Source organism: Janthinobacterium sp. 61, from assembly GCF_002846335.1.
GTDB lineage: Bacteria > Pseudomonadota > Gammaproteobacteria > Burkholderiales > Burkholderiaceae_D > Janthinobacterium.
The window spans coordinates 4,833,388-4,856,065 of record NZ_PJMQ01000001.1 but is presented as its reverse complement, the minus strand read 5'-3'; the positions used below and the strand labels follow the sequence as shown (position 1 = coordinate 4,856,065).

Genomic DNA, 22,678 nt, shown 5'->3' with positions numbered 1-22,678 from the left:
GTGAAGTCATCCTCAGCGTTTTATATCGGCATCGCCATTGTGGTCTCTAGCGTCCTGGCCGGCTGCGGCCAGCCCGGCCCCCTGTACCTGCCCAAGCCGCCAGCGGCCAAGGGCGCACCAGACAAAGGGCCGGTCGAACCGGCACCCGTGCCGCCGCCGCCAGTGATCGTACCAGCCACTTAAACGGAACGCACCGGGGTGGCTGCTTTGGCCGTCCTGGCGCTTTTCTCTCGTTTACTCCAGGCGAAATAAACGCGAATTAGCAGAAGTAGCGCGACGATACTGCCAAAAAGAATGGGTTGCGCGAAATTATTCTTGCCCGCCTTCATCCACCAGAAATGCAGGATGCCCAGGGGCGCGATGACATAGATCAGGCGGTGCAGCCACTGCCAGCGCTTGCCGCCCAGGCGTTTCACCATGCCGTTCGTGCTCGTCACGGCCAGCGGGATGAGCAAGACGAAGGCGATAAAGCCCACCGTGATGAACGGACGCTTGAGCACATCCTTCCACATTTCCTGCACATCAAAAAAGTGATCGAACCACAGGAACGTGGTGAAATGCAGCGCCGCGTAGAAAAACGCGAACAGGCCCAGCATGCGCCGCAGCTTGATCAGCCAATTCCATTGGGTGAGGCGCCGCAAGGGCGTGACCGCCAGGCTGATACACAGGAAATACAGGGTCCAGTCGCCCGTGCCGCGCGTGATGAATTCCAGCGGTTCCACCAGTTGCCCCGTGTACGTCAGCCAGACCATGCGTGCAAACGGCAGCAGCGCCAGCAAGAAAATCAGGCTTTTCAGCAGCGACAGCTGCCTGGTCGTGGGATTGATGGCCATGGTCTTTCCTTAAAAAAACTTCTTCAGATCCATGCCCGCATACAAGGAAGCGACATCGTTGTAGCCGTTGAACATCAGGGTCTTGCGCTTGCGCGCGAGAAAACCGTCTTCGCCAATGCGCCGCTCGGAAGCTTGCGACCAGCGCGGATGATCGACGTTCGGGTTCACATTCGAGTAAAAACCGTATTCGGACGGCGCCGACAGGTTCCACGAGGTGCGCGGCTGTTCCTTGACGAAACGGATCTTGACGATGGATTTGGCTGACTTGAAACCATATTTCCACGGCAAGACCATGCGCACGGGCGCGCCGTTCTGGTTCGGCAAGGTTTCGCCATACATGCCCAGGGTCAGCAGCGCCAGCGGATGGTTCGCTTCATCGATGCGCAAGCCTTCCGTATAGGGCCACTGCAGCACGCGGCTGCCCACGCCCGGCATTTGCTTCTTGTCGGCCAGGGTGATGAATTCCACGTACTTGGCATTGCCCGTCGGCTCAACCTTCTTGATGATTTCCGAGAAGGAATAACCGACCCACGGGATGACCATCGACCAGCCTTCCACGCAGCGCAGCCGGTACACGCGCTCTTCCAGCGGCGCCAGCTTCAGCAAGGCATCGAGATCCAGGGTCATCGGCTTTTTCACTTCGCCTTCGATACTGACTGTCCACGGCCGCGTGCGCAGGGTGCCAGCGTTTTGCGCAGGGTCGCTCTTGTCCGTGCCGAATTCGTAGAAATTGTTGTAGCTGGTGGCGTCTTTATAGGCCGTCTGCTTTTCCAGCGCTGAATAGGCGGGATTGAGCTTGGCAGCCAGCTTGGGATTCGTGCCTTGCGCGAACGCTTCGCGGCTCGCCATTTCCAGCAAGGCCGCGCTGGATATCGAACCCAGCGCTACTTGCTTGATGAAGCTGCGGCGCGATTCAAACACGGCGCGCGGCGTAATTTCGGAAGAATACGGCAATTCGATGCCGTTTGGACTGCGCTTGATCAACATGGCGGCTCCGGGAAAAGGTGATTGTTTATACCTTACACCAGTTTTCCCGGGCCGTTCATGACGCTTCTGTCATGAAAAAAATCGTTAGCAAAGTGTCTTAAAAAGTTCAGGGCAAGGCAAGGCTGCCATGGGCTTTTTCTCGGGCGCTTTTACAATTTACCGTAAGAATGCAGGCCGGACAGGAACATATTCACGCCCAGGAAGGCAAACGTCGTCACCAGCAAGCCCACCAGCGCCCACCACGAAGCGACGCGGCCGCGCAAGCCCGTCATCAGGCGCATGTGCAGCCAGGCTGCATAGTTGAGCCAGACGATCAGCGCCCAGGTTTCTTTCGGGTCCCACGACCAGTAGCCGCCCCATGCTTCGGCCGCCCACAGCGCACCCAGGATGGTCGCTACCGTGAAGAAAGCGAAGCCCACGGAAATGGCCTTGTACATGACGTCGTCGAGCACTTCCAGCGACGGCAGGCGGTCAACCAGGTAGCCGCTCGATTTGAGCAGATACGCCGCCGCCACCATGGCCGACAGGGCAAAGGTGCCGTAGCCGATGAAGTTGGCCGGCACGTGGATCTTCATCCACCAGCTTTGCAAGGCCGGCACCAGCGGCTGGATTTCCGCCGCGTCGCGCGTGACCGTGTACCACATCAGGAACACCACGGCCGCCGAAATGACCAGCATGACGAAGGCGCCCAGTTGGCGCGTCGCATAATGCTGCTCGTAATACAGGTAGAACATGGCCGTGATCAGCGAGAACAGAATGAACACTTCATACAGGTTCGACACGGGAATGTGGCCCACGTCGGCGCCGATCAGGTAAGACTCGTACCAGCGCACCAGCATGCCCGTCAGGCCCAGCACCACGCCGGCCCAGCACAGCAGGGAGCCGACGGACGAGCCGAATTCCGAGCGCGCTACCAGGCCGATCCAGTAGAACAGCGTCGACAGCACGAACAGGGTGCCCATCCACAGGATGGCGGACTGGCTCGACAAGATATATTTCAGGAAAAATTTCTGATTCGCCATCTCCAGATGGCCCGAGTACAGTTCGATGGCGAACAGCGACAGCACGGCCGCCAGGGGGATCAGCCAGCGCACGGGCTTCCAGTGCCAGCCTAGCCACGCGAACGTGGGCGCCGCTGCCAGCAAGATGGCTTTTTCATAGATATCCATGAAGGCGCCAAAGCGCATCAGGCCGAACAGCGAGGCCGCCAGCAAGCCGGCGCCATACAGCCAATCGATCAGGCTCAGGCGCTTGAAAAATCCTGGTTCCTGCGTATATATTTGCTTGTTTGCCAATTCCATCATTTTCTCCATTCCCGGCGACGCGCAAGCGTCCCGGACACAGCGCAGCTTACGCCGATTGCGGCAGCTTTGCCTTCAAAGTCTCAAATTCTTTTTCAAAATCCAGCGTCTTGCGTTGCGTGCTCATGGCCATCAGGGCTTCGCTGCCGCCTTCGCCATCCTTGATCCACACCCACAGGCGGCGCTCGCGGATATAAAACATGGAAAACACGCCGATCACGAGGAACAGACAACCGAGGTACACCACGCTCTTGCCCGGCGAACGCGTCACCTGCAGCACGGACGCCTTGATTTCCGTGAAGTCGTCCAGCTGCAAATACACGGGTGCGCCATAGAAGAAGCTGTCGGACAGCGCATTCGTTGCCAGTTGCAGGAAGCGGCCGTGCTTGTCATCGGCCTCGATGGCTTTCAAGCCATCCTGGGCGCGCGCCGCCTGCCACAAGTCCCACAGGCTGCCATTCAAGATCTTCATGAAGATATCGGCCGCTTTTTCCTGCTCGGCGGCGGGGATTTTCTCCAGGAAACGCGAAATGGCCAGGAAACCGCCCTCTTGCCCATTGCCGGCAAAAATACCCAGGCTCTTCGCCGCCGATTCCTGCAACTGGCCGCGCAAGGCTTCCGCCCCCGCTTGCGGCATGGCGCGCGCCGCATAGCGCGTGGCAGCCTGCTGGCGCAGCGCGGGATCTTGCAGTGCGGCACGCAAACGCATCCACTCGCTTACGCTGTAATTGTCATCGGCGGGAATGCGCAGATAGCTGAACGGGTCGCTGGGGTTGACGCGCATGCCGGCCAGGAACACCGTCGTGCCATCCACGGTGACGGGCTGCATGTAATTCTGGTATTCGCGTGCCTGGCCCGTCTTGTCGCGCAATTTGTATTGCACCGAGGGGCCCACATTCTTGAGATCCTTGTTGTGGGCATTCTTCGCGGCCGAACCGAGGCGCTTGTCCAGGCCGACGGCAAATTTATCGTTGAAACTCTCCGCCTTGCTGACGGCGCGCACATCCTGGCCGGCGCTGAGATTTTCCACGTTAAACGGACGGAAACCCGACCATTCCACCGTGTAGGAATTGCCATCGCTGCGTTCGAGCGGCGTACTGCCGCCCACTTCGCCGCCAATATCGAAGCGTTTCGTCGTCTTGCCCGTCATGGGAAAACCCGTCAACTTGAGCTTGCTGCCGCCATCCTCAAAGCTGGACTGGTACAGGGCCAGGCCCTTGTACAGCAAGGGTTGGTTGACTTTGATGGTGGCAGGAAAACTTTCTCCCGTTACATGATCGGTGATGACGACATCGCTGGCAAACAGCTTGGGCATGCCCGTGCTGTAGAAATCGATATGGAATTTCTTCAGCAAAATCGTGATCGGCAGATCCTGGATCAGCACGCCATCGGCCTGGGGAATGATGGCCGTGTTGCTCGACGAGCCTTCCGGGATCATGGTGTTGCCGCGGAAAGTGGGGTTTGACAGGCTCAAACGGTGCTGGGCGGGAATGTCGGCGATCACGCCACTGCCGGAAAACGGCGTCTTGCCAAAGAACCATTGCTGTACGCGGATCGGCATTTCCGAATCGAGCAAGCCGCCCACGCAGATAATGACGATGGCGCCGTGGGCAAAGATATAGCCCCATTTATTGGCGGCGCCCCGCTTGGCCGCCACCAGGGTGGCATTGTCCTTCTCGACCACCTTGGCCGCATAGCCGCTGTCTTTCAGGCGCATCACCATTTGCTGCGCCAGCACGGCACGCGGCAGCGGCGCCTGCCATTCCATCTTGTGATGGAAATTGCGCAAGGATTGCTCGCGCACATTGTCGCGCCAGCTGCGCATATCCTTGAGCATCTTCGGCGCATTGCGCACGATGCACAGCGAGGTCGAGGCGACGAGGAAACCCATGATCACCAGGAACCACCAGGCCGAATACACTGAATACAGGCTCAGCTTGTCAAAGACGGCGAACCAGAACGGACCGAACTGGTTCACATAATTGGGCATGGGCTCGTTCTGCTTGAGCACGGTGCCAATAATGGAGGCGACAGCGATCAGGGTCAGCAAGCTGATGGCAAAGCGCATCGACGAGACCAGCTCGACGAATTCAGCCAGGCTGCGGCGTTGTGTCTTTAACTCGATTCCGGTCGTGCCTGTGCTCATACGTGGATACTCATACGGGATATGCAATCTTCAAGAAAATGTGGCATGGAGCAGATAGTTTCTCCGCGCAAGGCGGCAGCATACTCCTGTTTGCCCCCTGCCATAAAAAAGGGCAGCCCGTTGAGACGGCCGCCCTCTTCATGCGCGCTGGTGCGCCTGGCAATATCTTGCCAATATGAAAACTTACTTCAGGCCGGCGATATAGTCGGCTACGGCGGCAATCTCGTCATCCGACATGCGGGCGGCAATGGTGTGCATTTGCGCGCTGTTCTTGCGGGCATCAGCCTTGGTGCTGCGGAACATGCTCAGCTGGGCCACTGTGTAGTCCTGGTGCTGGCCGGCGATGCGTGGATACTGAACGGGAAGACCATTGCCCGTCGCGCCATGACAGCTGGCGCAGGCAGCAACTTGCTTGGAAGCAATGCCACCACGGTAAATTTTCTTGCCCAAGTCGATAGTATCCTTGTTTTTCGCGGCACCCGGCTTGGACAGCTGCGCGCCCAGGTAAGCGGCGATATTCTTCTTGTCGGCGTCGCTGAGCATCTTGGCATAGGTCGTCATGACGGGCTGGTTGCGCTCCGGCGTGGTGAAATCGACCAGTTGCTTGTAGATATAGCTTTCATGCTGGCCGGCCAGCTTCGGGTTGACCGTGATGGTCGAGTTGCCGGCAGCACCATGGCAGGATACGCAGGCAGGCAAGCCGCGCGCCGCATCTCCATCGGCGTACAGGGTAGCACCCTTGGCAGCGTCGGCCTTGACGGCCGGTTTCGGTGCTTCGACAGCGGAAGCAGTTGCCGATACAGCCAGCAAAGCGAGCAACATGGATTTGAACAACGGTGAAAACGCACGATTCATTCAGGCACCCTGAGACAGTGAGAAATTAGTGGTGGACATTGCCGCGCCCTGTGGATTTTTGCTTTATTTTCAGGGCCGCAAGCCGCATCGCTGCTACGCCGGCAACAATAAACAACCCCTTATTGTACAATAGCTTCTTGGCGTTATCGCTCCCTTATCGCTCCCTTTTGTTGCTTTACTACTCCCATGTCAAAACTCTGGCAAGCCCGCTTCTTTACGACCGTCAACCAATTGCGTGACCTGCCCGATACCACGGTGCCGGAAATCGCCTTTGCCGGCCGCTCCAATGCCGGTAAATCGACCGCCATCAACATCTTGTGTAATCAGAAAGGCTTGGCGTTCGCCTCCAAGACACCTGGCCGTACCCAGCACATCAACTACTTCTCCATCGGCGGCGCCCACGTGGCGCAGCACCGCAAGGATGCCACCATCGTCGAAGAGATCGAATGCCTGCTGGTCGACTTGCCTGGCTACGGCTACGCGGAAGTTTCGGGCTCGGCCAAATTGCACTGGCAGCGCCTGCTGGGCGACTACGTGCAACGCCGCGAACAATTGGCCGGCTTGATCCTGATCATGGATTCGCGCCGTCCGTTCACCGACCTGGACATCCAGATGCTGGAATGGTTCGCCCCGACGGGCAAGCCGATCCACTGCATCCTGACGAAGGTCGATAAGCTCAACCGCAATGAGTCTGTCAACGCGCTGCGCCAGGCGAAAGCCAAGCTCGACAGCTATGTGGATGAAGACGGCGTCGGCTTCCCGTTCACCGTGCAACTGTTCTCGGCCTTGAAACGCGTCGGCATCGACGAAGCCAATGACAAGATCATGGAACTGGCCGGCATCAGCGAAGACGGTGCGGCCCAGATGGTCGAACTGATCGACATGGAAGACGACGTCGAGCCGGAGTCGGACAAACCGGCTTGATCAACATCAACGCGACGTAAAAAAAGGCTGCCCGTTCACACGGTGCAGCCTTTTTTATTGCAGCGAGTTCCTAGCGCCGTCCCGGCCCTGGCCGCTTCTCCGAAAAGAATTCCTGGCGCAGGAAAGCGCTCAGCTCGGCCGTGTCTTCCACTCTGGCGCTGAGGTTGACGTTGCGCCCCAGGCGCCGCGATTCCCAGATGAAATCACCAGGTTTTTCGGCGCGGATAAGCTGGATCATCTTCTTGATGATGGCCGTTTCGATATCGGGCTCATTGCCCAGTTCGACTTTTTCCTGCTTCAGCCAGTTGCGTTTGAAGTTGCCATTCCAGCCCTTGAACTTGACTTCCGCGCTGAACGAAGTCTGGTTGACGATGGAAAACACGCCGCCCGAATCCTCGCGGTCGCTACCGGAATTACGCCCCTGGGCGCCAGCGATATTCGCCTTGGCCACGCGCATGGCGCGGTCGTTTTCGCTTTCCTCGGCCGGTGGCGTGGGGTTCTGCGCCTCGCGCTGCTTGCGGCGCTGCTCGATCATCGAGCTCATGTCTTCAGCCGGCGGCGGCGGCAACGGCACTTTCGACACCAGCGGCGGCGTGTAGGTTTCCAGTTTCGGCTTGTCGCGCGGCACGTCTTTTGTGACCACGCGCTTGCTCGGGGCCGGCGGCGGTTTCACCTTGGCCACTTTCGTGTCTTTGGGTTTCGGCGTGGGCTTGGGCTGCGGCTTCGGTTGCGGCTTGTCCTTCAGCGGCGCGATGTAGACCATCGCGCTTTCCTTCTTCGGCGGAGGAATCTTTTCGATCTTGTCGCTGCGCAACAGGACATACGCCGCCAGCAGCACGTGCAGCAAGACGGACACCCCGAGCGCAACCTTGCGCGTGGTGCTGGTCTTGGACCCGTAGGCCGGTGGTGGCTGGATTACTTGCCCGCAAGTGGGGCAAACATCGGAATCGGCAGCCAACAAATGGGTCGTGTCATGCAAAATGAATCGTGCTTTCTGTGTAGCGAAGAAATAACATTACAGGGCAGCCATAGTGCCAGAGTCCCTTGCTTTTGGGAACACTTCCTCGGCCTTTCCAACCCGAAGCGTACAGGATAGCGACATTCCTTGCAGCGCTAAACAGAGTACCCGAGCCGTCTCTTGACGGTTGTTACCGTATGTATCACTGCCCATACAAAACCGGCGCCCCATTCACGCAGGAATGGGGCGCCGGTCAAGCGCCCACGGGGCACGCACGCGCTCAAGCCTTGTTGTCGAGTAGCACCAGTTGCTCGTCCGTCATCGGCCCCGTGCCGCTGTACTTGTCCAGGAACAAATAGATGACGGGGGTGATGAACAGGGTAATCACTTGTGAAAACAACAATCCACCGACCACCGCCAAGCCCAGCGGCTGGCGCAGTTCGGCGCCGGCGCCCAGGCCCAGGGCGATGGGCAAGGCGCCCATCAGGGCGGCCGCCGACGTCATCATGATGGGGCGGAAACGCAAGATGCAAGCCTGGCGGATGGCTTCAGGCGGGCTCATGCCTTCGTTGCGCTGCGCATGCAGGGCAAAGTCGATCATCATGATGGCGTTTTTCTTGACGATACCGATCAGCATCAAGATGCCGATAATGGCGATCATGGTCAGATCCATGCCGAACAGGCGCAGGGTCAGCAAGGCGCCCACGGCCGCCGACGGCAAGCCGGCCAGGATGGTCAGCGGGTGGATATAACTTTCATACAGCACGCCGAGCAGCACATAGATGACGGCCAGCGCGGCAATGATGAGGATGATCTGGCTGGACTGCGAATCCTGGAACACGGCCGCATCGCCGCCGTAACGCGTGATGATGGAGGCCGGCAAGCTCATTTCCTTGCCCATCACATCGATCTTGCCCGTGGCGATGCCCAGCGGCACGTCCGGCGCCAGGTTGAAGGCGATCGTGACGGCCTGCAGTTGCCCCTGGTGATTCACGGCCGTGGGACCGATGGTGCGTTCCACGTAGGCAATACTCGACAGTTTCACCAGCTCGCCCGACTTGCTGCGCACGGACACGCGCGTGAGCGCATCGTCATACTGACGGTCCTGCGTGGCCGCTTCCAGGATCACGTAGTAGCTCGCTGCCGAGGAATAGATGGTCGACACTTGCCGCTCGCCAAAGGCGCTGTACAGGGCCGTGCGGATATCGGACATTTGCACGCCCAGCAGATTGGCCTTGTCGCGGTCGATCCTGAGGGATGCCTGCAAGCCCTTGATCTGCGAATCGCTGGTGACGTCGCGGAAGGCGGGATCGGCGCGCATGCCGGCAATGAACTTTTCCGCCCAGTCATTCAAGGCATCGGGACTGACGCTTTGCAAGGTGTACTGGTAGCGGCTCTTGCTCTGGCGCCCACCCAACTGCAAGTTTTGCACGGGGCGGAAATACACGGCCATGCCGGGCACGGTGCTCGTCGCGCGGCGCAGGTTTTCCAGCACCACGGGCATTTTCGGCCGCTCGCTGCGCGGTTTTAATACCATGAACATGCGGCCCGTGTTGCCGCCGCCGACGAACGAGGTCACATCCTGCACGCTGGGGTCCGCCTTGAGCACGGCCGCCACGCGGGCTTGCAAGTCCTGCAATGCCGCCGAGGAAATATCCTCCGACGCTTCCGTATTCACCTGGATCTGGCCCAGGTCTTCCTCGGGGAAGAAACCTTTCGGAATGGTCGCGTACAGCAGCACCGTCAGCGCAAACGTGCACACGGCGATGAACAGCACCCCGTTACGATGCGCCAGGGCCTTGTCGAGCAAATGGACATAGCCGTTGCGCAATTTCGTGAAACCCGCTTCGAAATGGCGGCCGATGAAGGACTTCTCGCCATGCGTGGGATCGCTGTCATTGTGTTCGCGTGTATCGGCCGGCAGGAAGCGGCTGGCCAGCATCGGCACCAGGGTCAGCGACACGATGGCCGACACGAGGATGGACAGCGAGACGACGACGGCAAACTCGTGGAACAGCAAGCCGATCACGCCCGGCATGAAGAAAATGGGGATGAACACGGCCACCAGCGAGACGGAAATCGAGATGATGGTGAACCCCATTTCCTTGGCGCCCACGAGGGCCGCCTGGATCGGCTTCTTGCCCATCTCGATATGGCGCACGATGTTTTCGAGCACCACGATGGCATCGTCGACCACCAGGCCCACGGCCAGGGTAATGCCCAGCAGGGAAACGTTGTCGAGGCTGTAGCCAAGCCAGTACAGCAGGGCCAGCGCACCGAGCAGGGAAATGGGCATGGTGACGGCCGGAATGAAGGTGGCCGCCGCACGGTGCAGGAACAAAAAGATCACCAGCACCACCAGGATCACCGTCAAGGCCAGGGTCAGGTTGACGTCGTGAATGGCTTCACGGATCGAGACGGAACGGTCATTGACCAGGCTGATCTGGATGGAAGCAGGCAATTGTGCCTTGAAACCCGGCAAGAGCTTGCGCACGGCATCGACCACTTGCACGGTGTTCGCATCCGGTTGGCGCTGCACCAGCAAGGTGATCGAGCGCTCGCCATTGAAACTGCCGGCCGTCTTGGTCGATTGGAAACTGTCTTCCACCTCGGCCACTTCCTTCAGGCGCACAGGCTGGCCGTTGCGCGTGGCGACGATGAGTTCGGCAAAATCGGCCGCCTTCATCATCTGCGGGTTGCCCTGGATGGTCAAGGTCTGGCTGGGGCCGTCGAGGATGCCCAGCGGCGAATTCGTGTTCGAGGCGCGCAGCGCTGTGGCCAGCTCGTCCATGGTCAGGTTGCGCGCGTTCATCAGGTCGGCACGGGCGCGCACGCGCACGGCAAAGCGTTTCTGGCCATTCACGCTGACCTGGGCCACGCCAGGCAAGGTCGACAGGCTGGGCGCGATCAGGTTTTCCGCATAATCATTCAGATCCGACAAGTTCAGCGATGGCGACGTCATCTGGATGAACAGCACGGGCGCATCGGCCGGATTGACTTTGCGGTAGGACGGCAAGTCCGTCATTTCCGTCGGCAACTGGCGCTGAGCGCGCAGCAGGGCCGCCTGCACGTCGACGGCGGCCTCGTTGACATTGATGCTGGCGTCAAACTCCAGGGTCAGCGATGTATTGCCCAGGGTACTCGTGGAGGTGATCAGGCTCAGGCCGGCAATGGTGGAAAATTGCTTTTCCAACGGCAAGGCCACGGACGACGCCATGGTATCGGGGCTGGCGCCTGCCAGGTCGGCGCTGACGTTGATGACAGGCGTGTTGTAGCTCGGCAAGGCCGCCACGGGAATGTGGCCATACGCCAGCACGCCGGCCAGGATGATGGAGAGGGATAGCAGCACCACCATGACGGGGCGGCGGATGCTCAGTTCGGACAGATTCATGCTGGCTTGCCTTGCGGTGCGGCGGCGCCATCGGCTGCCTTGTGTTTTTCCGCCAGGCGCACCTTGCCGCCCGGACGCAGGTTCTGCTTGCCATCGACGATGATTTTTTCATCGCCGGTCAATCCGGTCACGACGGCATTCGGGCCAAACGCATACACGCGCGCAATCTTGCGCACCTTGGCGGTGTTATCTGGCTCCATCGAATACACGAAGACGCCCGTGGTATTGGTGATGATGGCGTTTTGCGGGATGACCAGCGCATCCTTGAGCGTGCGCACCGTCAGCTGCGTATTCACATACTGGCCGGGCCACAAGTCGGTACCGCCATTATTGAAGCGGGCCTTGACCTTGATCACGCCCGTGGCGGGATCGACGGCATTATCGATAAAGTTCAGTTTGCCTTCCAGCTGCTTGCCACCCGCGTCCGACAGCAGCGCCTTGACCGCTACCTCGCCCGCCTTCTGCGCCGTCAGCAAGCCCGACAGGCTACTTTCCGGCAAAGTGAACACCACATCGATCGGGTCGAGCTGGGTGATGCTTGTGAGCGAAGTGGTCGGCTGCACCAGGCTGCCCGCGTAGACACTGATGGCGCCCACACGGCCCCCCTGCGGCGCGCGCAGGACGGTGTAGCTGGAATCGACCTGGGCGGCGCGCAAGGCGGCTTGGTCGGCAGCCAGCAAGCCGCGTGCCGCGTCCAGCTGGCTTTGCAGGGTGTCCACGGCGCCCTGGGCGATGAAGTTCTTGCTCAGCAAATCCTGGCTGCGCTTGAGCTGGCGTTCGAGATCCAGCACCGAGGCGCGGTCGCGCAAGACCTGCGCTTGCGCCTTGTCAACATTCGCGTGCTCGCTGCGGGCGTCCAGCGTGAACATCAGCTCGCCCTGTTTGACGAACTGGCCTTCGCGAATGTGCACCTTGGTAATCGTACTGGTCGTCTGTGGATGCAGATCGACGCTGCTGATGGACATCACGCTGCCATTGGCTTGCAGCACCATCGGCACATCCTGGCGCAGCGGCGCAACCACGCTCACGGTGGTCGGTCCCTGTGCGCCCTTGCCCCCTTTGCCATCCTGCCCACCGGCAGCCACACCGGACTGATGATTGAAATACCAGATGCCGCCACCGATACACAGGGCTGCACCCACGAGGATTGCCAAGCTAGTCTTTTTCATTGTTCTGTCACGCTGTTGCAGCGCAGGGCTGCAGGTTGAATGTAGTTGCCAGGGGGGCATAAAGCACAATATTGTCGCACGGAAATGCTCACTTTCCTGCGTAATACTCTGGCACGATAAGGGTGACTTCCAGTCCACCGTCACCATGATTGGCCAGCAAGACCGTGGCGCCATGCTGCTCGGCGATGTTGCGCGCGATGGTCAGGCCCAGGCCCGTTCCGCCCGATTCGCGCGAGCGCGATGTCTCGATGCGGTAAAACGGTTCGAATACCTTGGCCAGTTGATCTGGCGCAATACCCGGCCCGCCGTCGCGGATGCGGATGCGCGCCGCGCCGGCGATACGCTCGACGGTGACCTGCGCGTACACGCCATATTTGACGGCATTGTCGATCAAGTTCACCAGGCAGCGCCGCATGGCGATGGGACGGGCCATCAAGGCCATGCTGGCCTGCCCGGCCAGGGTTACATTCTGGCCGGCATCGGCCGCGTCGGAGCAGACGCTGTCGAGCAGGGAATCGAGATCGAGCGCCTGCATTGCTTCTGTGCTATCCATCGAGCGGGCCAGGTCCAGCCCTTCCTTGACCATGCTCTGCATGGCCGACAGGTCGCCTACCAGACGGTCATACAACTCTGTATCGGCCACTTTTTCCAGGCGCAGGCGCAAACGCGTCAACGGCGTTTGCAAATCATGCGTGATGGCGGCCAGCATTTGTGTACGCTGGGAAATATGCTGGCGTATGCGCGCCTGCATGGCATTGAAGGCGGCACTGGCCTGCCGGATCTCGCTGGCGCCCGACAGGGTCAGCGGCGGATGGTTGATGTCGTTGCCCAGGTCTTTCGCCGCCTGCGCCAGTTGTTTGAGCGGACGCATGGTCATGCGCGTGACCAGGTAAGCGAGGATGGCGATGCTGATCAGGAAAGGCAGCAGGGTCATCCAGTCGTTATGTTCATTGAACGGTGGCTGCTGGCGTGGCGGCAAGACCATCAGACGCAGCACGTGACCGTCCTGCATGCGCACGTCGAGGTTTTCACAGGTACCGCCCCATGGTTTGGCACCGAACATGCCCGGCGACTGGCGCGGCTCGATACAGGCAGCCGGACGTTCGGCCAGCGCGCTGACCTTGAAGCCCTCGCCCAGCTTGGCTTGCAGGGCGCTGGAAAATTCCGTCGGCGCGCCGGGCACATGTTTTGTGTCGGGACGCAGTTCCAGGCGCACGCTGCCCTTGTTGGCCACTTTCAGGTAGGCGGCGCGCGAAGCCAGCGGCACCACGTCGGCCGCCATCACCAGCTGCTCGGCCCGCTCGACGGCGTGGTAGTCGCGGTATTGCTCAATGGCACGCTGGCGTTCGCCCACGGCCAGCCACTGCGTCAGCGCGGCCGAAGCGACGATGCCGATCAGCAGAAACATGAATACACGGCCCGTCATCGACCCAAGGAAGGCCTTCACGCGTGCGGCTCCACGTTGACTTGCCCGGCCAGCACATAGCCGCCGTTGCGTACGGTCTTGATGATTTGCGGCAAACGGGCATCTTCACCGAGTTTTTGCCGCAAGCGGCTGATCTGGATATCGATGGAGCGGTCGAACGGGTCGGCGTCGCGCCCCTGCGTCAGGTTCAGCAGCTGGTCACGGTTGAGCACGCGGTTCGGATGTTCCAGGAACACGCGCAACAGGCGGAACTCGGCGCCCGACAGCATGATCACCAGGCCGGTGGGATTGAGCAGGTGGCGCGCCGTCAAGTCCAGGGTCCAGCCGGAAAAGCGGATTTGCTGCGCCTTGTCGGACGGGGCATTCGACGGCATGGCGTGACTGCGGCGCAGCACGCTGCGTATGCGCGCCAGCAATTCACGCGGCTCGAACGGTTTCGGCAAATAATCGTCGGCACCCATTTCCAGGCCCAGGATGCGGTCCAGCGGCTCATTGCGCGCCGTCAGCATGATCACCGGCACCGTCGATTGGGCACGCAGTTTGCGGCACAAGGTCAGGCCGTCGTCACCCGGCAGGTTCAAGTCGAGCACGATCAGGTCGGGCCGCGTTTCATCGAGGATTTTCCACATGGCCGTGCCATCTGCCGCGCCCAGGGTGCGGTAGGCGTTCGTTTCCAGGTAGTCCGCCAGCAAACTGCGGATGTCGCGGTCATCGTCGACGATGAGAATTGTAGAAGTGGGTTCCATGGTACGAATTATCCCCACTTCCCCCGCCCTTGCACAACGCATTTGTATCGTCTTGTATATAGGAGACCCGAAGAAACATATAGATACAAACTGTCTGGCAGCGGACACTTCGGGGAAACATGGCGCGTCCAACATGGATTCATGTGCAGCAACATGTACATCCCTCATCTTTTACAAAGGAATCCAGATGAACGCCTCAATGACAACCTTGCGCAAGAACTTGATCATCGCCATGAGCGTACTCGGCATGGGTGCGGCATCGCTGACCGTCCACGCCCAGGAAGCGGCGGCCAGTGCGCCTGCCGCCAGTACCAAGATGCAACATGACGGCCAGCGCGGCCAGCACCGTGGTGGCAATCCCGCCGAACGCATGGCCAAATACCAGGCCCGTCTGCACGACAAGCTGAAACTGACAGCCGCACAGGAACCGGCCTGGACCGCCTTCACGGCCGCCAACGCGCCGAAGAAGCCGATGGGCGACTGGAAGGCCAGGCACGAAGCGATGGCCAAGCTGTCGGCGCCGGAACGTATGGAGCAATGGATTGCCATGTCGAAGGAACGCATCGCTGGCCAGGAAAGCCGTTTGGCCTCGCTGAAAACCTTCTATGCCGTACTGACGCCGGAGCAAAAGAAAGTATTTGATGACAGCGTGCCTGGCGGCAAGCATGGCGGCCATCGTGGTGGCCACCGCGGCATGCAGGAGCATCCCAAAGCTGGGTAAGTAGGATTAGGTCCGCAGGACCGTAATCCGACAACTTTGTTGGCGTGTACGGTGGTGTCGGGTTACGCCCTGACGGGCTAACCCGACCTACTCCTCGAGCTTGCGCAGGGAAGTCAGGAACGTCGATGCATTTTGGAAACCGATCACGCGCGACTGGGCGATTTCCTGCCCCTGCTGGTTGAACATGATGATCCCCGGTGGGCCGAACAACTGGAAACGCTTCAGCATGGCCTTGTCGTCGGCGTCATTGGCCGTTACGTCCACTTGCAGCAGCACGGCTTGTCCCATCTTCTCGCGCACGGCAGGGTCGACAAAGGTCAGCTTTTCCATTTCAATGCAGGACACGCACCAGTCCGCATAAAAATCCAGCAAGGCTGGCTTGCCATTGAGCTGCGCCAGCGCCGCGTCGAGCTGCGCCACGGTTTTCACGCGCGTAAACGGCTGCGCATGTACCTGTCCGCCGCCCAGGTGGGCCAACGGCGCCAGCGGGTCGCGCCCACCGCTGGCCACGCCGACCAGTTGCAGCACGCCCAACACGGCAAACACCAGGCCGAAGGCCTTGGCTACCCAGGCGTTCTTCGCACCGCTCTTGCCCACCAGCAGATACATGCCGTAACCGACGAACAGCACCGTCCAGCCCAGCATCTGCACGGCACCCGGTAGCACGGGCGAGACCAGCCACCAGGCCACGCCCAATTGCAGCACACCAAAGAAGCGCTTGACGGCATCCATCCAGGCTCCGGCACGGGGCAGCAAGGTGCCGGCCGAAATACCCACCAACAGCAAAGGCACGCTCATGCCCACGGCCATGGCGAACAGGGCGCCGCCGCCGATGACGACGTCGCGCGTCTGGCTGATGTACAGCAAGGCGCCGGCCAGCGGCGCGGCCACGCATGGCCCCACGATTAGGGCGGAAATGGCGCCCATGACAAATACGCCCGCCAGGCGGCCCGAGGACTGCTGGTTCGACACGGATGTCAGCTTGCCCTGCAGGAAAGCTGGCACTTGCAATTCATACAAGCCGAACATCGACAGCGCCAGACCCGCCATCAGCAAGGCGAAAACGCCAAGCACCCACGGATTTTGCAGCTTGGCCGCGAGGCCTTCGCCCGCCAAGCCGGCTGCCACGCCCAGCGCCGTGTAGACGATGGCCATGCCCAGCGCGTATGTCAGCGACAACAGCAAGCCACGTGAGCGGCTGACCTTGGCACCATCGCCGATGATGATCGACGACAAGATCGGCACCATCGGCAGCACGCACGGGGTGAACGCCAGCCCCAGGCCCAGCAACATGAACAGGGGCACGATGACCAGCAGCTTGCCTCCCTTCAGCGCCGATTCGATCTTGCCCAGCTCGTTCTGCGCCGGCGCCGGGTTTGCCGCCACGGGAGCCACCGCCACCGGGTCGGGCGTGGCCGTGATATCGGGGGTGGCGATGCTTATCACTGATACGCCAGGCGACGCTTGCGCCTGCGGGCCGTTGACGGCCGCCGTGTCGGCTGCCGGCGCGGCCGGCAAGGCGAACTTCGATGCCACGCCACCGGGCGCCATGCTCTGGCCGCCGCCACCACCCACCAGCTGGGCCGCAGCATCCTGCGGCGCATAGCACAATCCCTTGTCGGAACAGCCCTGTCCCGTCGCCTTCAGGGTAAACGCACCAGCCGCCTCGACAGGAATGGTGATGGTGAGTGTCTTGCGGAACGTTTCCACGTTCTTCTGGAAAGTGTCGTCAAACTTGACCTTGCCGGCCGGATACACGGGCGTGCCCAGCTTGGCGCCCACGGCGTCGAACTTGAAGCGCTCGTGGTACATATAGTAACCATCGGCAATCACATAGGTGACGGCGATGGTGGCCGGGTCCTGCATGCGGGCGGAAAATTTGAAAGCCAGCTCGGGATCAAGGAACTCATCGTCGGCACGGGCATGGCCGGCGCCAAAAACGGCGATCAACAGGAAGAGGCAGGCCGCAAACCAGGTGAGGAAAGGATGGCGCGGCGCGGCGCCCGCAGTGGCGCTGGAGGGGAAACGGGACATGAACTACCTTTTCAACCATTCGACAGAGGACGCGCGGAGCAGGCAGCGCATGTGCCGGGCCGGCGCGAAAGGAGAATAGTACACCGCTGAAAGGATAGCTGCAGCAGAAAACAAAAAAGCCAGGCTAGGCCTGGCTTTCTTAGATGCAATTACTGGGATTACTCGCCAGCGATTTCAACTGCTTCGGTCGTATCTGGACGATCCATCAGTTCAACGAACGCCATAGGAGCGTTATCGCCGACGCGGAAACCCATTTTCAGGATACGCACATAGCCGCCGTTACGGTTGGCGTAACGTGGGCCCAGTTCAGCGAACAGCTTCAAGACCATTTCACGATCGCGCAGGCGGTTGAAAGCCAGACGCTTGTTTGCCAGGCAGTCAGTTTTGCCCAGGGTCAGAATTGGCTCGACAACGCGGCGCAGTTCTTTTGCTTTTGGCAGGGTGGTTTTGATCGCTTCGTGACGCAGCAGCGATACTGTCATGTTGCGCAGCATTGCCAGACGGTGGGACGAGGTACGATTCAGTTTACGGAGGCCGTGACCGTGACGCATGATAAATCCTTTCGGTGAGTGTTTAAATTCCAGCTCTTCGATCGATGAAGCTAGTGCAACATCGCGGGCCGGTTTGTTACTTCAAAAATAAAAGCCTGGGACACCTGTCCCAGGCAGTTTGCTACAACTACGAATTACTTTTCCAGGCCTGCAGGCGGCCAGTTTTCCAGCTTCATGCCCAAGGTCAAGCCGCGCGATGCCAGCACTTCCTTGATTTCGTTCAGGGACTTGCGGCCCAGATTTGGCGTTTTCAGCAGTTCGTTTTCCGAACGTTGGATCAGGTCGCCGATGTAGTAGATGTTTTCCGCTTTCAGGCAGTTCGCCGAACGCACGGTCAACTCCAGGTCGTCGACTGGACGCAACAGGATAGGATCGACCAGCGGAGCGCGCGATGGCGCTTCGGCGGCAGCTTCCGTGCCTTCCAGGGCAGCGAAAACATTCAACTGGTCCACCAGAACGCGGGCCGACTGGCGGATCGCTTCTTCCGGCGAGATCACGCCGTTGGTTTCGATGTTGATGATCAGCTTGTCCAGGTCGGTACGCTGTTCAACGCGGGCCGATTCAACGAAGTACGATACACGGCGCACTGGCGAGAACGACGCGTCCAGGATGATGCGACCGATGGTCTTGTTCGTGTCTTCCGACAGGCGACGCACGTTACCAGGAACGTAGCCACGGCCTTTTTCAACCTTGATCTGCATGTCCAGCTTGCCACCGGCGGTCAGGTGGGCGATCACGTGGTCAGGGTTGATCAGTTCGACGTCATGCGGCAGGTCGATGTCGGAGGCCAGGATCGCGCCTTCGCCTTCTTTTTTCAGGGTCAGGGTTACCGAATCGCGGTTGTGGACTTTGAAAACCACACCCTTCAAGTTCAGCAACAGATCGACGACGTCTTCTTGCACGCCATCGAGGGAGGAATATTCGTGGACGACGCCAGCGATCGTCACTTCGGTTGGCGCATAGCCTACCATCGACGACAGCAGAACGCGGCGCAACGCGTTACCCAATGTGTGGCCATAGCCGCGCTCGAACGGCTCCATCACGACTTTGGCGTGACCGGCACCGAGAGCTTCAACATCGATAATACGTGGCTTCAACAAACTGTTTTGCATGAAATGTCCTTTTCAATACCCTCGGCTCATTACACCGATAAGGCTGATGGCATTAGTAAAACGCCCACTCGATCGAGTGGGCGGTGATGGTGCTAACTACTATTAACGCGAGTACAGCTCGACGATCAGCGATTCGTTGACGTCGTTAGCGATTTCGTTACGCTCTGGCAGGGACTTGAAGGTACCTTCCATTTTCTTGGCATCAACCGAAACCCAGCTAGGCATGCCGACTTGTTCAGCCAGCGACAGTGCTTCAACGATACGCACTTGCTTTTTCGATTTTTCACGAACAGCAACGATGTCGCCAACTTTGACAGCGTACGAAGCGATGTTGACAACGATACCGTTCACGGTGAACGCTTTGTGGCTGACCAATTGACGCGCTTCAGCGCGGGTCGAGCCAAAGCCCATGCGGTAGCAAACGTTGTCCAGACGCGTTTCCAGCAACTTCAACAGCGTTTCGCCGGTGTTGCCTTTACGACGGTCTGCTTCAGCGAAGTAGCGGCGGAATTGACGTTCCAGCACGCCGTACATGCGCTTGACTTTTTGCTTTTCGCGCAGTTGGTTACCGTAGTCCGAGGTGCGGGCGCCGGATTTGACACCGTGCTGGCCTGGTTTGACATCCAGTTTGCACTTGCTGTCCAGCGAGCGACGTGCGCTCTTCAGGAACAGGTCAGTACCTTCACGGCGGGAGAGTTTTGCTTTAGGTCCGATATAACGTGCCACGATACTTCCTTTTTTTAATGATAACGCCCCAGCCACATGCATGATGAAACACACTGATGCGGTTAGGCGCTAGTCTGATTTGGTTTCAATCAGACGGTGGCTGAAAACGAAAAACCCGTCAAATTGAATTTGACAGGCAAGAACAGCCGGGCAGTATAACCGTTTCCGGCTCCCTGCTCCAGCGATTTCACACAACTGTACTGAGTTACAACAGACAGCAAAGCAGCTGGCGCCGAAGCGCCCTCTGCAACACTATCTTAGATACGACGACGTTTCGGTGGACGGCAACCGTTGTGCGGTACCGGCGTCACGTCCTGGATCTCGGTGATCTTGATGCCCAGGTTGTTCAGCGCGCGAACGGCGGACTCACGACCAGGACCTGGGCCCTTGATACGTACTTCCAGGTTCTTGACGCCACACTCAACAGCCACTTTACCAGCGGCTTCCGCGGCGACCTGCGCTGCGAACGGGGTCGATTTACGCGAACCCTTGAAGCCTGCACCGCCGGAGGTAGCCCACGACAAGGCGTTGCCTTGACGATCGGTGATGGTAATGATGGTGTTATTGAACGAAGCGTGGACATGTGCAATGCCTTCAGCGACGTTCTTTTTAACTTTTTTACGCACGCGTGCTGATGCGGCGTTATTTTGCGACTTAGCCATAATTATTCCCTAGCGGATTATTTTTTCAGCGATTGAGCGGCTTTACGCGGTCCCTTGCGGGTACGTGCGTTCGTACGCGTACGCTGGCCACGGCAAGGCAGACCCTTACGATGACGCATGCCGCGGTAGCAACCCAGATCCATCAAACGCTTGATGTTCATGGACAGTTCACGACGCAGATCGCCTTCGACGATGAATTTACCTACTTCATCGCGCAGTTTTTCCAGTTCGCTGTCATCCAGATCTTTGATCTTTTTGTTGGTTGCTACACCGGTCGATGCACAGATTTTCTCTGCGCGTGGACGGCCCACACCGTAGATGGCCGTCAGGCCGATAACGGTATGCTGATGATTTGGGATATTAACCCCTGCAATACGTGCCATTTGTTATTCCTCGATTAACCTTGACGCTGCTTGTGACGTGGTTCCACGCAGATTACGCGGACTACGCCTTTGCGCTTGATGATCTTGCAGTTGCGGCAGATCCGCTTGACTGATGCGAGAACTTTCATTTTTGGGCTCTTTCTTTCGCTTCTTTGGTTTGATTCAGTGTGTTACTTGGTACGGAACACAATGCGGGCTCGGCTCAGGTCGTACGGCGTTAACTCCACCGTCACCTTGTCTCCAGGGAGAATGCGAATATAGTTCATCCGCATTTTACCTGAAATATGCCCGAGCACCACGTGTCCGTTCTCCAGCTTCACTCGAAATGTTGCATTTGGGAGATTCTCAAGAATCTCGCCCTGCATCTGTATGACGTCGTCTTTTGCCATTCGGTATGTTTACCGCGCTTAACGCGTCGGAATTCCGCCCTTGAAATTTGCTTTGCGCAGCAGCGAATCATATTGCTGCGACATCACGTAGTTCTGTACTTGCGCCATGAAATCCATGGTGACAACTACAATAATCAATAAAGAAGTACCGCCGAAATAGAATGGTACTTTCCACTGGGCTTGCATAAATTCCGGCAATAAACACACCAGGGTGATGTAGACTGCGCCGGCAAGTGTCAAGCGTGTCAGGATCTTGTCGATGTAACGGGCTGTTTGCTCGCCTGGACGGATCCCGGGAATGAACGCACCGCTTTTCTTCAAGTTATCCGCTGTTTCCTTGCTGTTAAACACCAGCGCTGTATAGAAGAAACAGAAAAACACGATAGCCACTGCGTACAACAGCGCATGGATAGGCTCACCAGGCCCCATCGATGCTGCCAAATCTTTCAAGAACCGCACCACAGGGTTAGCGTTGTCGGCGCCCTTTGAAAACCAGTCCACGATAGTGGCCGGAAACAAGATGATCGAAGAAGCAAAGATCGGCGGGATCACGCCGGCCATGTTCAGCTTCAACGGCAAATGGCTGGTTTGACCGCCATAAATCTTGTTGCCTACCTGGCGCTTCGCGTAATTGACCAATATTTTGCGCTGACCACGTTCGACGAATACAACGAAGTACGTTACCAGTGCTACCAGAATCACGATGAAAATCGCGCTGAAGCTGCCGATCGAACCATTCGACACCTGAGTGAACAAGCCACCCAACGCCGACGGCAGACCTGCTGCAATCCCGGCAAAAATGATGATCGAGATGCCATTACCCAAACCACGCTCGGTAATTTGCTCACCCAACCACATCAAAAACATTGTACCGGTCAACAAAGTGACGACCGTCACGAAGCGGAATGCAAGACCAGGTTCCAACACGAGACCAGCTTGCGACTCCAGTGCGACTGCAATGCCCAACGCTTGGAACAGTGCCAGGGCAACCGTGAAATACCGGGTGTACTGGGTGATCTTGCGACGACCTGCTTCGCCTTCTTTTTTCAACGCTTCCATCTGCGGTGACACGATCGACAGCAACTGCATGATGATCGAGGCCGAGATATAAGGCATGATACCCAGCGCAAACACTGTAAAACGAGACAAGGCACCGCCCGAGAACATGTTGAACATGCCCAGGACGCCGCCTTCGTGCTCCTTGAACAGCGAGGCTAATTGTGTCGGGTCAATCCCGGGAACCGGGACGTGAGCACCGATACGATAAACCACCAATGCGCCAAGCAAAAACCAGAGCCGTCCCCAAGGGAAACCGGCCGCTGCACTTTTAGCAAGTTGTGGATTAGTCGCCAATTTTCGCTCCG

22 protein-coding genes are annotated in these 22,678 nt (G+C 58.9%); 3 read left to right on the top strand and 19 right to left on the bottom strand.

Going from position 1 to position 22,678, the window contains the following annotated elements; translation table 11 throughout:
* Complete coding sequence (locus CLU92_RS22015; RefSeq protein WP_180338562.1) at window positions 1–183, top strand: lipoprotein; 183 nt, start codon at window positions 1–3, stop codon at window positions 181–183.
* On the opposite strand, the gene CLU92_RS22010 is transcribed toward CLU92_RS22015, so the two are convergent.
* The 5 genes from CLU92_RS22010 to CLU92_RS21990 all read right to left on the bottom strand — a co-directional run bounded on the left by CLU92_RS22010 (window position 180) and on the right by CLU92_RS21990 (window position 6,122).
* On the bottom strand, window positions 180–833 hold the full coding sequence (locus tag CLU92_RS22010) for a sulfite oxidase heme-binding subunit YedZ (RefSeq protein ID WP_101483594.1): 654 nt from the start codon (window positions 831–833) through the stop codon (window positions 180–182). The two genes, CLU92_RS22015 and CLU92_RS22010, sit on opposite strands and share 4 nt — an antisense overlap.
* A 9-nt stretch (window positions 834–842) precedes the next feature.
* Window positions 843–1,820, bottom strand: coding sequence for a protein-methionine-sulfoxide reductase catalytic subunit MsrP (gene msrP, locus CLU92_RS22005; RefSeq protein ID WP_101483593.1), 978 nt, complete (start codon window positions 1,818–1,820; stop codon window positions 843–845).
* Between the two features lie 149 nt (window positions 1,821–1,969).
* Window positions 1,970–3,121 carry a c-type cytochrome biogenesis protein CcsB gene (gene ccsB, locus CLU92_RS22000; RefSeq protein WP_101483592.1) on the bottom strand — a complete coding sequence of 384 codons (1,152 nt, stop codon included), beginning with the start codon at window positions 3,119–3,121 and terminating at the stop codon, window positions 1,970–1,972.
* 49 nt (window positions 3,122–3,170) lie between these two features.
* A complete protein-coding gene (locus CLU92_RS21995) occupies window positions 3,171–5,267 on the bottom strand; it encodes a cytochrome c biogenesis protein ResB (RefSeq protein WP_101483591.1) in 2,097 nt (698 codons plus the stop codon).
* A 183-nt stretch (window positions 5,268–5,450) separates the two neighbouring features.
* Window positions 5,451–6,122, bottom strand: coding sequence for a cytochrome c (locus CLU92_RS21990; protein WP_101483590.1), 672 nt, complete (start codon window positions 6,120–6,122; stop codon window positions 5,451–5,453).
* Window positions 6,123–6,308: 186 nt separating this feature from the next.
* On the opposite strand from CLU92_RS21990, the gene yihA reads away from it, so the two are divergent.
* A complete protein-coding gene (gene yihA / locus CLU92_RS21985; RefSeq protein WP_077398853.1) occupies window positions 6,309–7,046 on the top strand; it encodes a ribosome biogenesis GTP-binding protein YihA/YsxC in 738 nt (245 codons plus the stop codon).
* Between the two features lie 70 nt (window positions 7,047–7,116).
* On the opposite strand, the gene CLU92_RS21980 is transcribed toward yihA, so the two are convergent.
* The 5 genes from CLU92_RS21980 to CLU92_RS21960 form a co-directional block, all read right to left on the bottom strand.
* On the bottom strand, window positions 7,117–8,025 hold the full coding sequence (locus CLU92_RS21980) for a hypothetical protein (protein ID WP_180338561.1): 909 nt from the start codon (window positions 8,023–8,025) through the stop codon (window positions 7,117–7,119).
* 259 nt (window positions 8,026–8,284) lie between these two features.
* The gene (locus CLU92_RS21975; protein ID WP_101483589.1) at window positions 8,285–11,395 is read right to left on the bottom strand and encodes an efflux RND transporter permease subunit; all 3,111 of its coding nucleotides are present in this window, start codon (window positions 11,393–11,395) and stop codon (window positions 8,285–8,287) included.
* A complete protein-coding gene (locus CLU92_RS21970) occupies window positions 11,392–12,564 on the bottom strand; it encodes an efflux RND transporter periplasmic adaptor subunit (RefSeq protein ID WP_101483588.1) in 1,173 nt (390 codons plus the stop codon). The genes CLU92_RS21975 and CLU92_RS21970 overlap by 4 nt, the downstream gene beginning before the upstream one ends.
* Before the next feature lie 88 nt (window positions 12,565–12,652).
* Window positions 12,653–14,011 (bottom strand): ATP-binding protein, encoded by a 1,359-nt coding sequence (locus CLU92_RS21965; RefSeq protein ID WP_101483587.1) that lies wholly within the window; start codon window positions 14,009–14,011, stop codon window positions 12,653–12,655.
* On the bottom strand, window positions 14,008–14,736 hold the full coding sequence (locus CLU92_RS21960; RefSeq protein WP_101483586.1) for a response regulator: 729 nt from the start codon (window positions 14,734–14,736) through the stop codon (window positions 14,008–14,010). The genes CLU92_RS21965 and CLU92_RS21960 overlap by 4 nt, the downstream gene beginning before the upstream one ends.
* 187 nt (window positions 14,737–14,923) lie before the next feature.
* On the opposite strand from CLU92_RS21960, the gene CLU92_RS21955 reads away from it, so the two are divergent.
* Window positions 14,924–15,457, top strand: coding sequence for a Spy/CpxP family protein refolding chaperone (locus CLU92_RS21955; RefSeq protein ID WP_180338560.1), 534 nt, complete (start codon window positions 14,924–14,926; stop codon window positions 15,455–15,457).
* A gap of 87 nt (window positions 15,458–15,544) precedes the next feature.
* Here the strand turns inward: CLU92_RS21955 and dsbD are convergent, their stop codons facing one another.
* The 9 genes from dsbD to secY all read right to left on the bottom strand — a co-directional run bounded on the left by dsbD (window position 15,545) and on the right by secY (window position 22,667).
* Window positions 15,545–17,491 (bottom strand): protein-disulfide reductase DsbD, encoded by a 1,947-nt coding sequence (gene dsbD, locus CLU92_RS21950; RefSeq protein ID WP_101483585.1) that lies wholly within the window; start codon window positions 17,489–17,491, stop codon window positions 15,545–15,547.
* A gap of 158 nt (window positions 17,492–17,649) precedes the next feature.
* On the bottom strand, window positions 17,650–18,042 hold the full coding sequence (gene rplQ, locus CLU92_RS21945) for a 50S ribosomal protein L17 (RefSeq protein WP_010394482.1): 393 nt from the start codon (window positions 18,040–18,042) through the stop codon (window positions 17,650–17,652).
* A 134-nt stretch (window positions 18,043–18,176) separates the two neighbouring features.
* Complete coding sequence (locus tag CLU92_RS21940; RefSeq protein WP_008444343.1) at window positions 18,177–19,154, bottom strand: DNA-directed RNA polymerase subunit alpha; 978 nt, start codon at window positions 19,152–19,154, stop codon at window positions 18,177–18,179.
* A gap of 102 nt (window positions 19,155–19,256) precedes the next feature.
* Window positions 19,257–19,880 (bottom strand): 30S ribosomal protein S4, encoded by a 624-nt coding sequence (rpsD, locus tag CLU92_RS21935; protein ID WP_010394478.1) that lies wholly within the window; start codon window positions 19,878–19,880, stop codon window positions 19,257–19,259.
* A 257-nt stretch (window positions 19,881–20,137) separates the two neighbouring features.
* Entirely contained in the window at window positions 20,138–20,542 is a 405-nt protein-coding gene (rpsK, locus tag CLU92_RS21930; protein ID WP_010394475.1) for a 30S ribosomal protein S11, read from the bottom strand.
* Window positions 20,543–20,559: 17 nt separating this feature from the next.
* Window positions 20,560–20,925, bottom strand: coding sequence for a 30S ribosomal protein S13 (rpsM, locus tag CLU92_RS21925; RefSeq protein WP_046681666.1), 366 nt, complete (start codon window positions 20,923–20,925; stop codon window positions 20,560–20,562).
* Window positions 20,926–20,939: 14 nt separating this feature from the next.
* Window positions 20,940–21,053 (bottom strand): 50S ribosomal protein L36, encoded by a 114-nt coding sequence (gene rpmJ, locus CLU92_RS21920; RefSeq protein WP_010394471.1) that lies wholly within the window; start codon window positions 21,051–21,053, stop codon window positions 20,940–20,942.
* A 42-nt stretch (window positions 21,054–21,095) separates the two neighbouring features.
* Window positions 21,096–21,314, bottom strand: a complete 219-nt coding sequence (infA, locus tag CLU92_RS21915; protein ID WP_005663428.1) for a translation initiation factor IF-1 — start codon at window positions 21,312–21,314, stop codon at window positions 21,096–21,098.
* An 18-nt stretch (window positions 21,315–21,332) separates the two neighbouring features.
* A complete protein-coding gene (secY, locus tag CLU92_RS21910; protein ID WP_101483584.1) occupies window positions 21,333–22,667 on the bottom strand; it encodes a preprotein translocase subunit SecY in 1,335 nt (444 codons plus the stop codon).
* Window positions 22,668–22,678 lie beyond the last annotated feature (11 nt).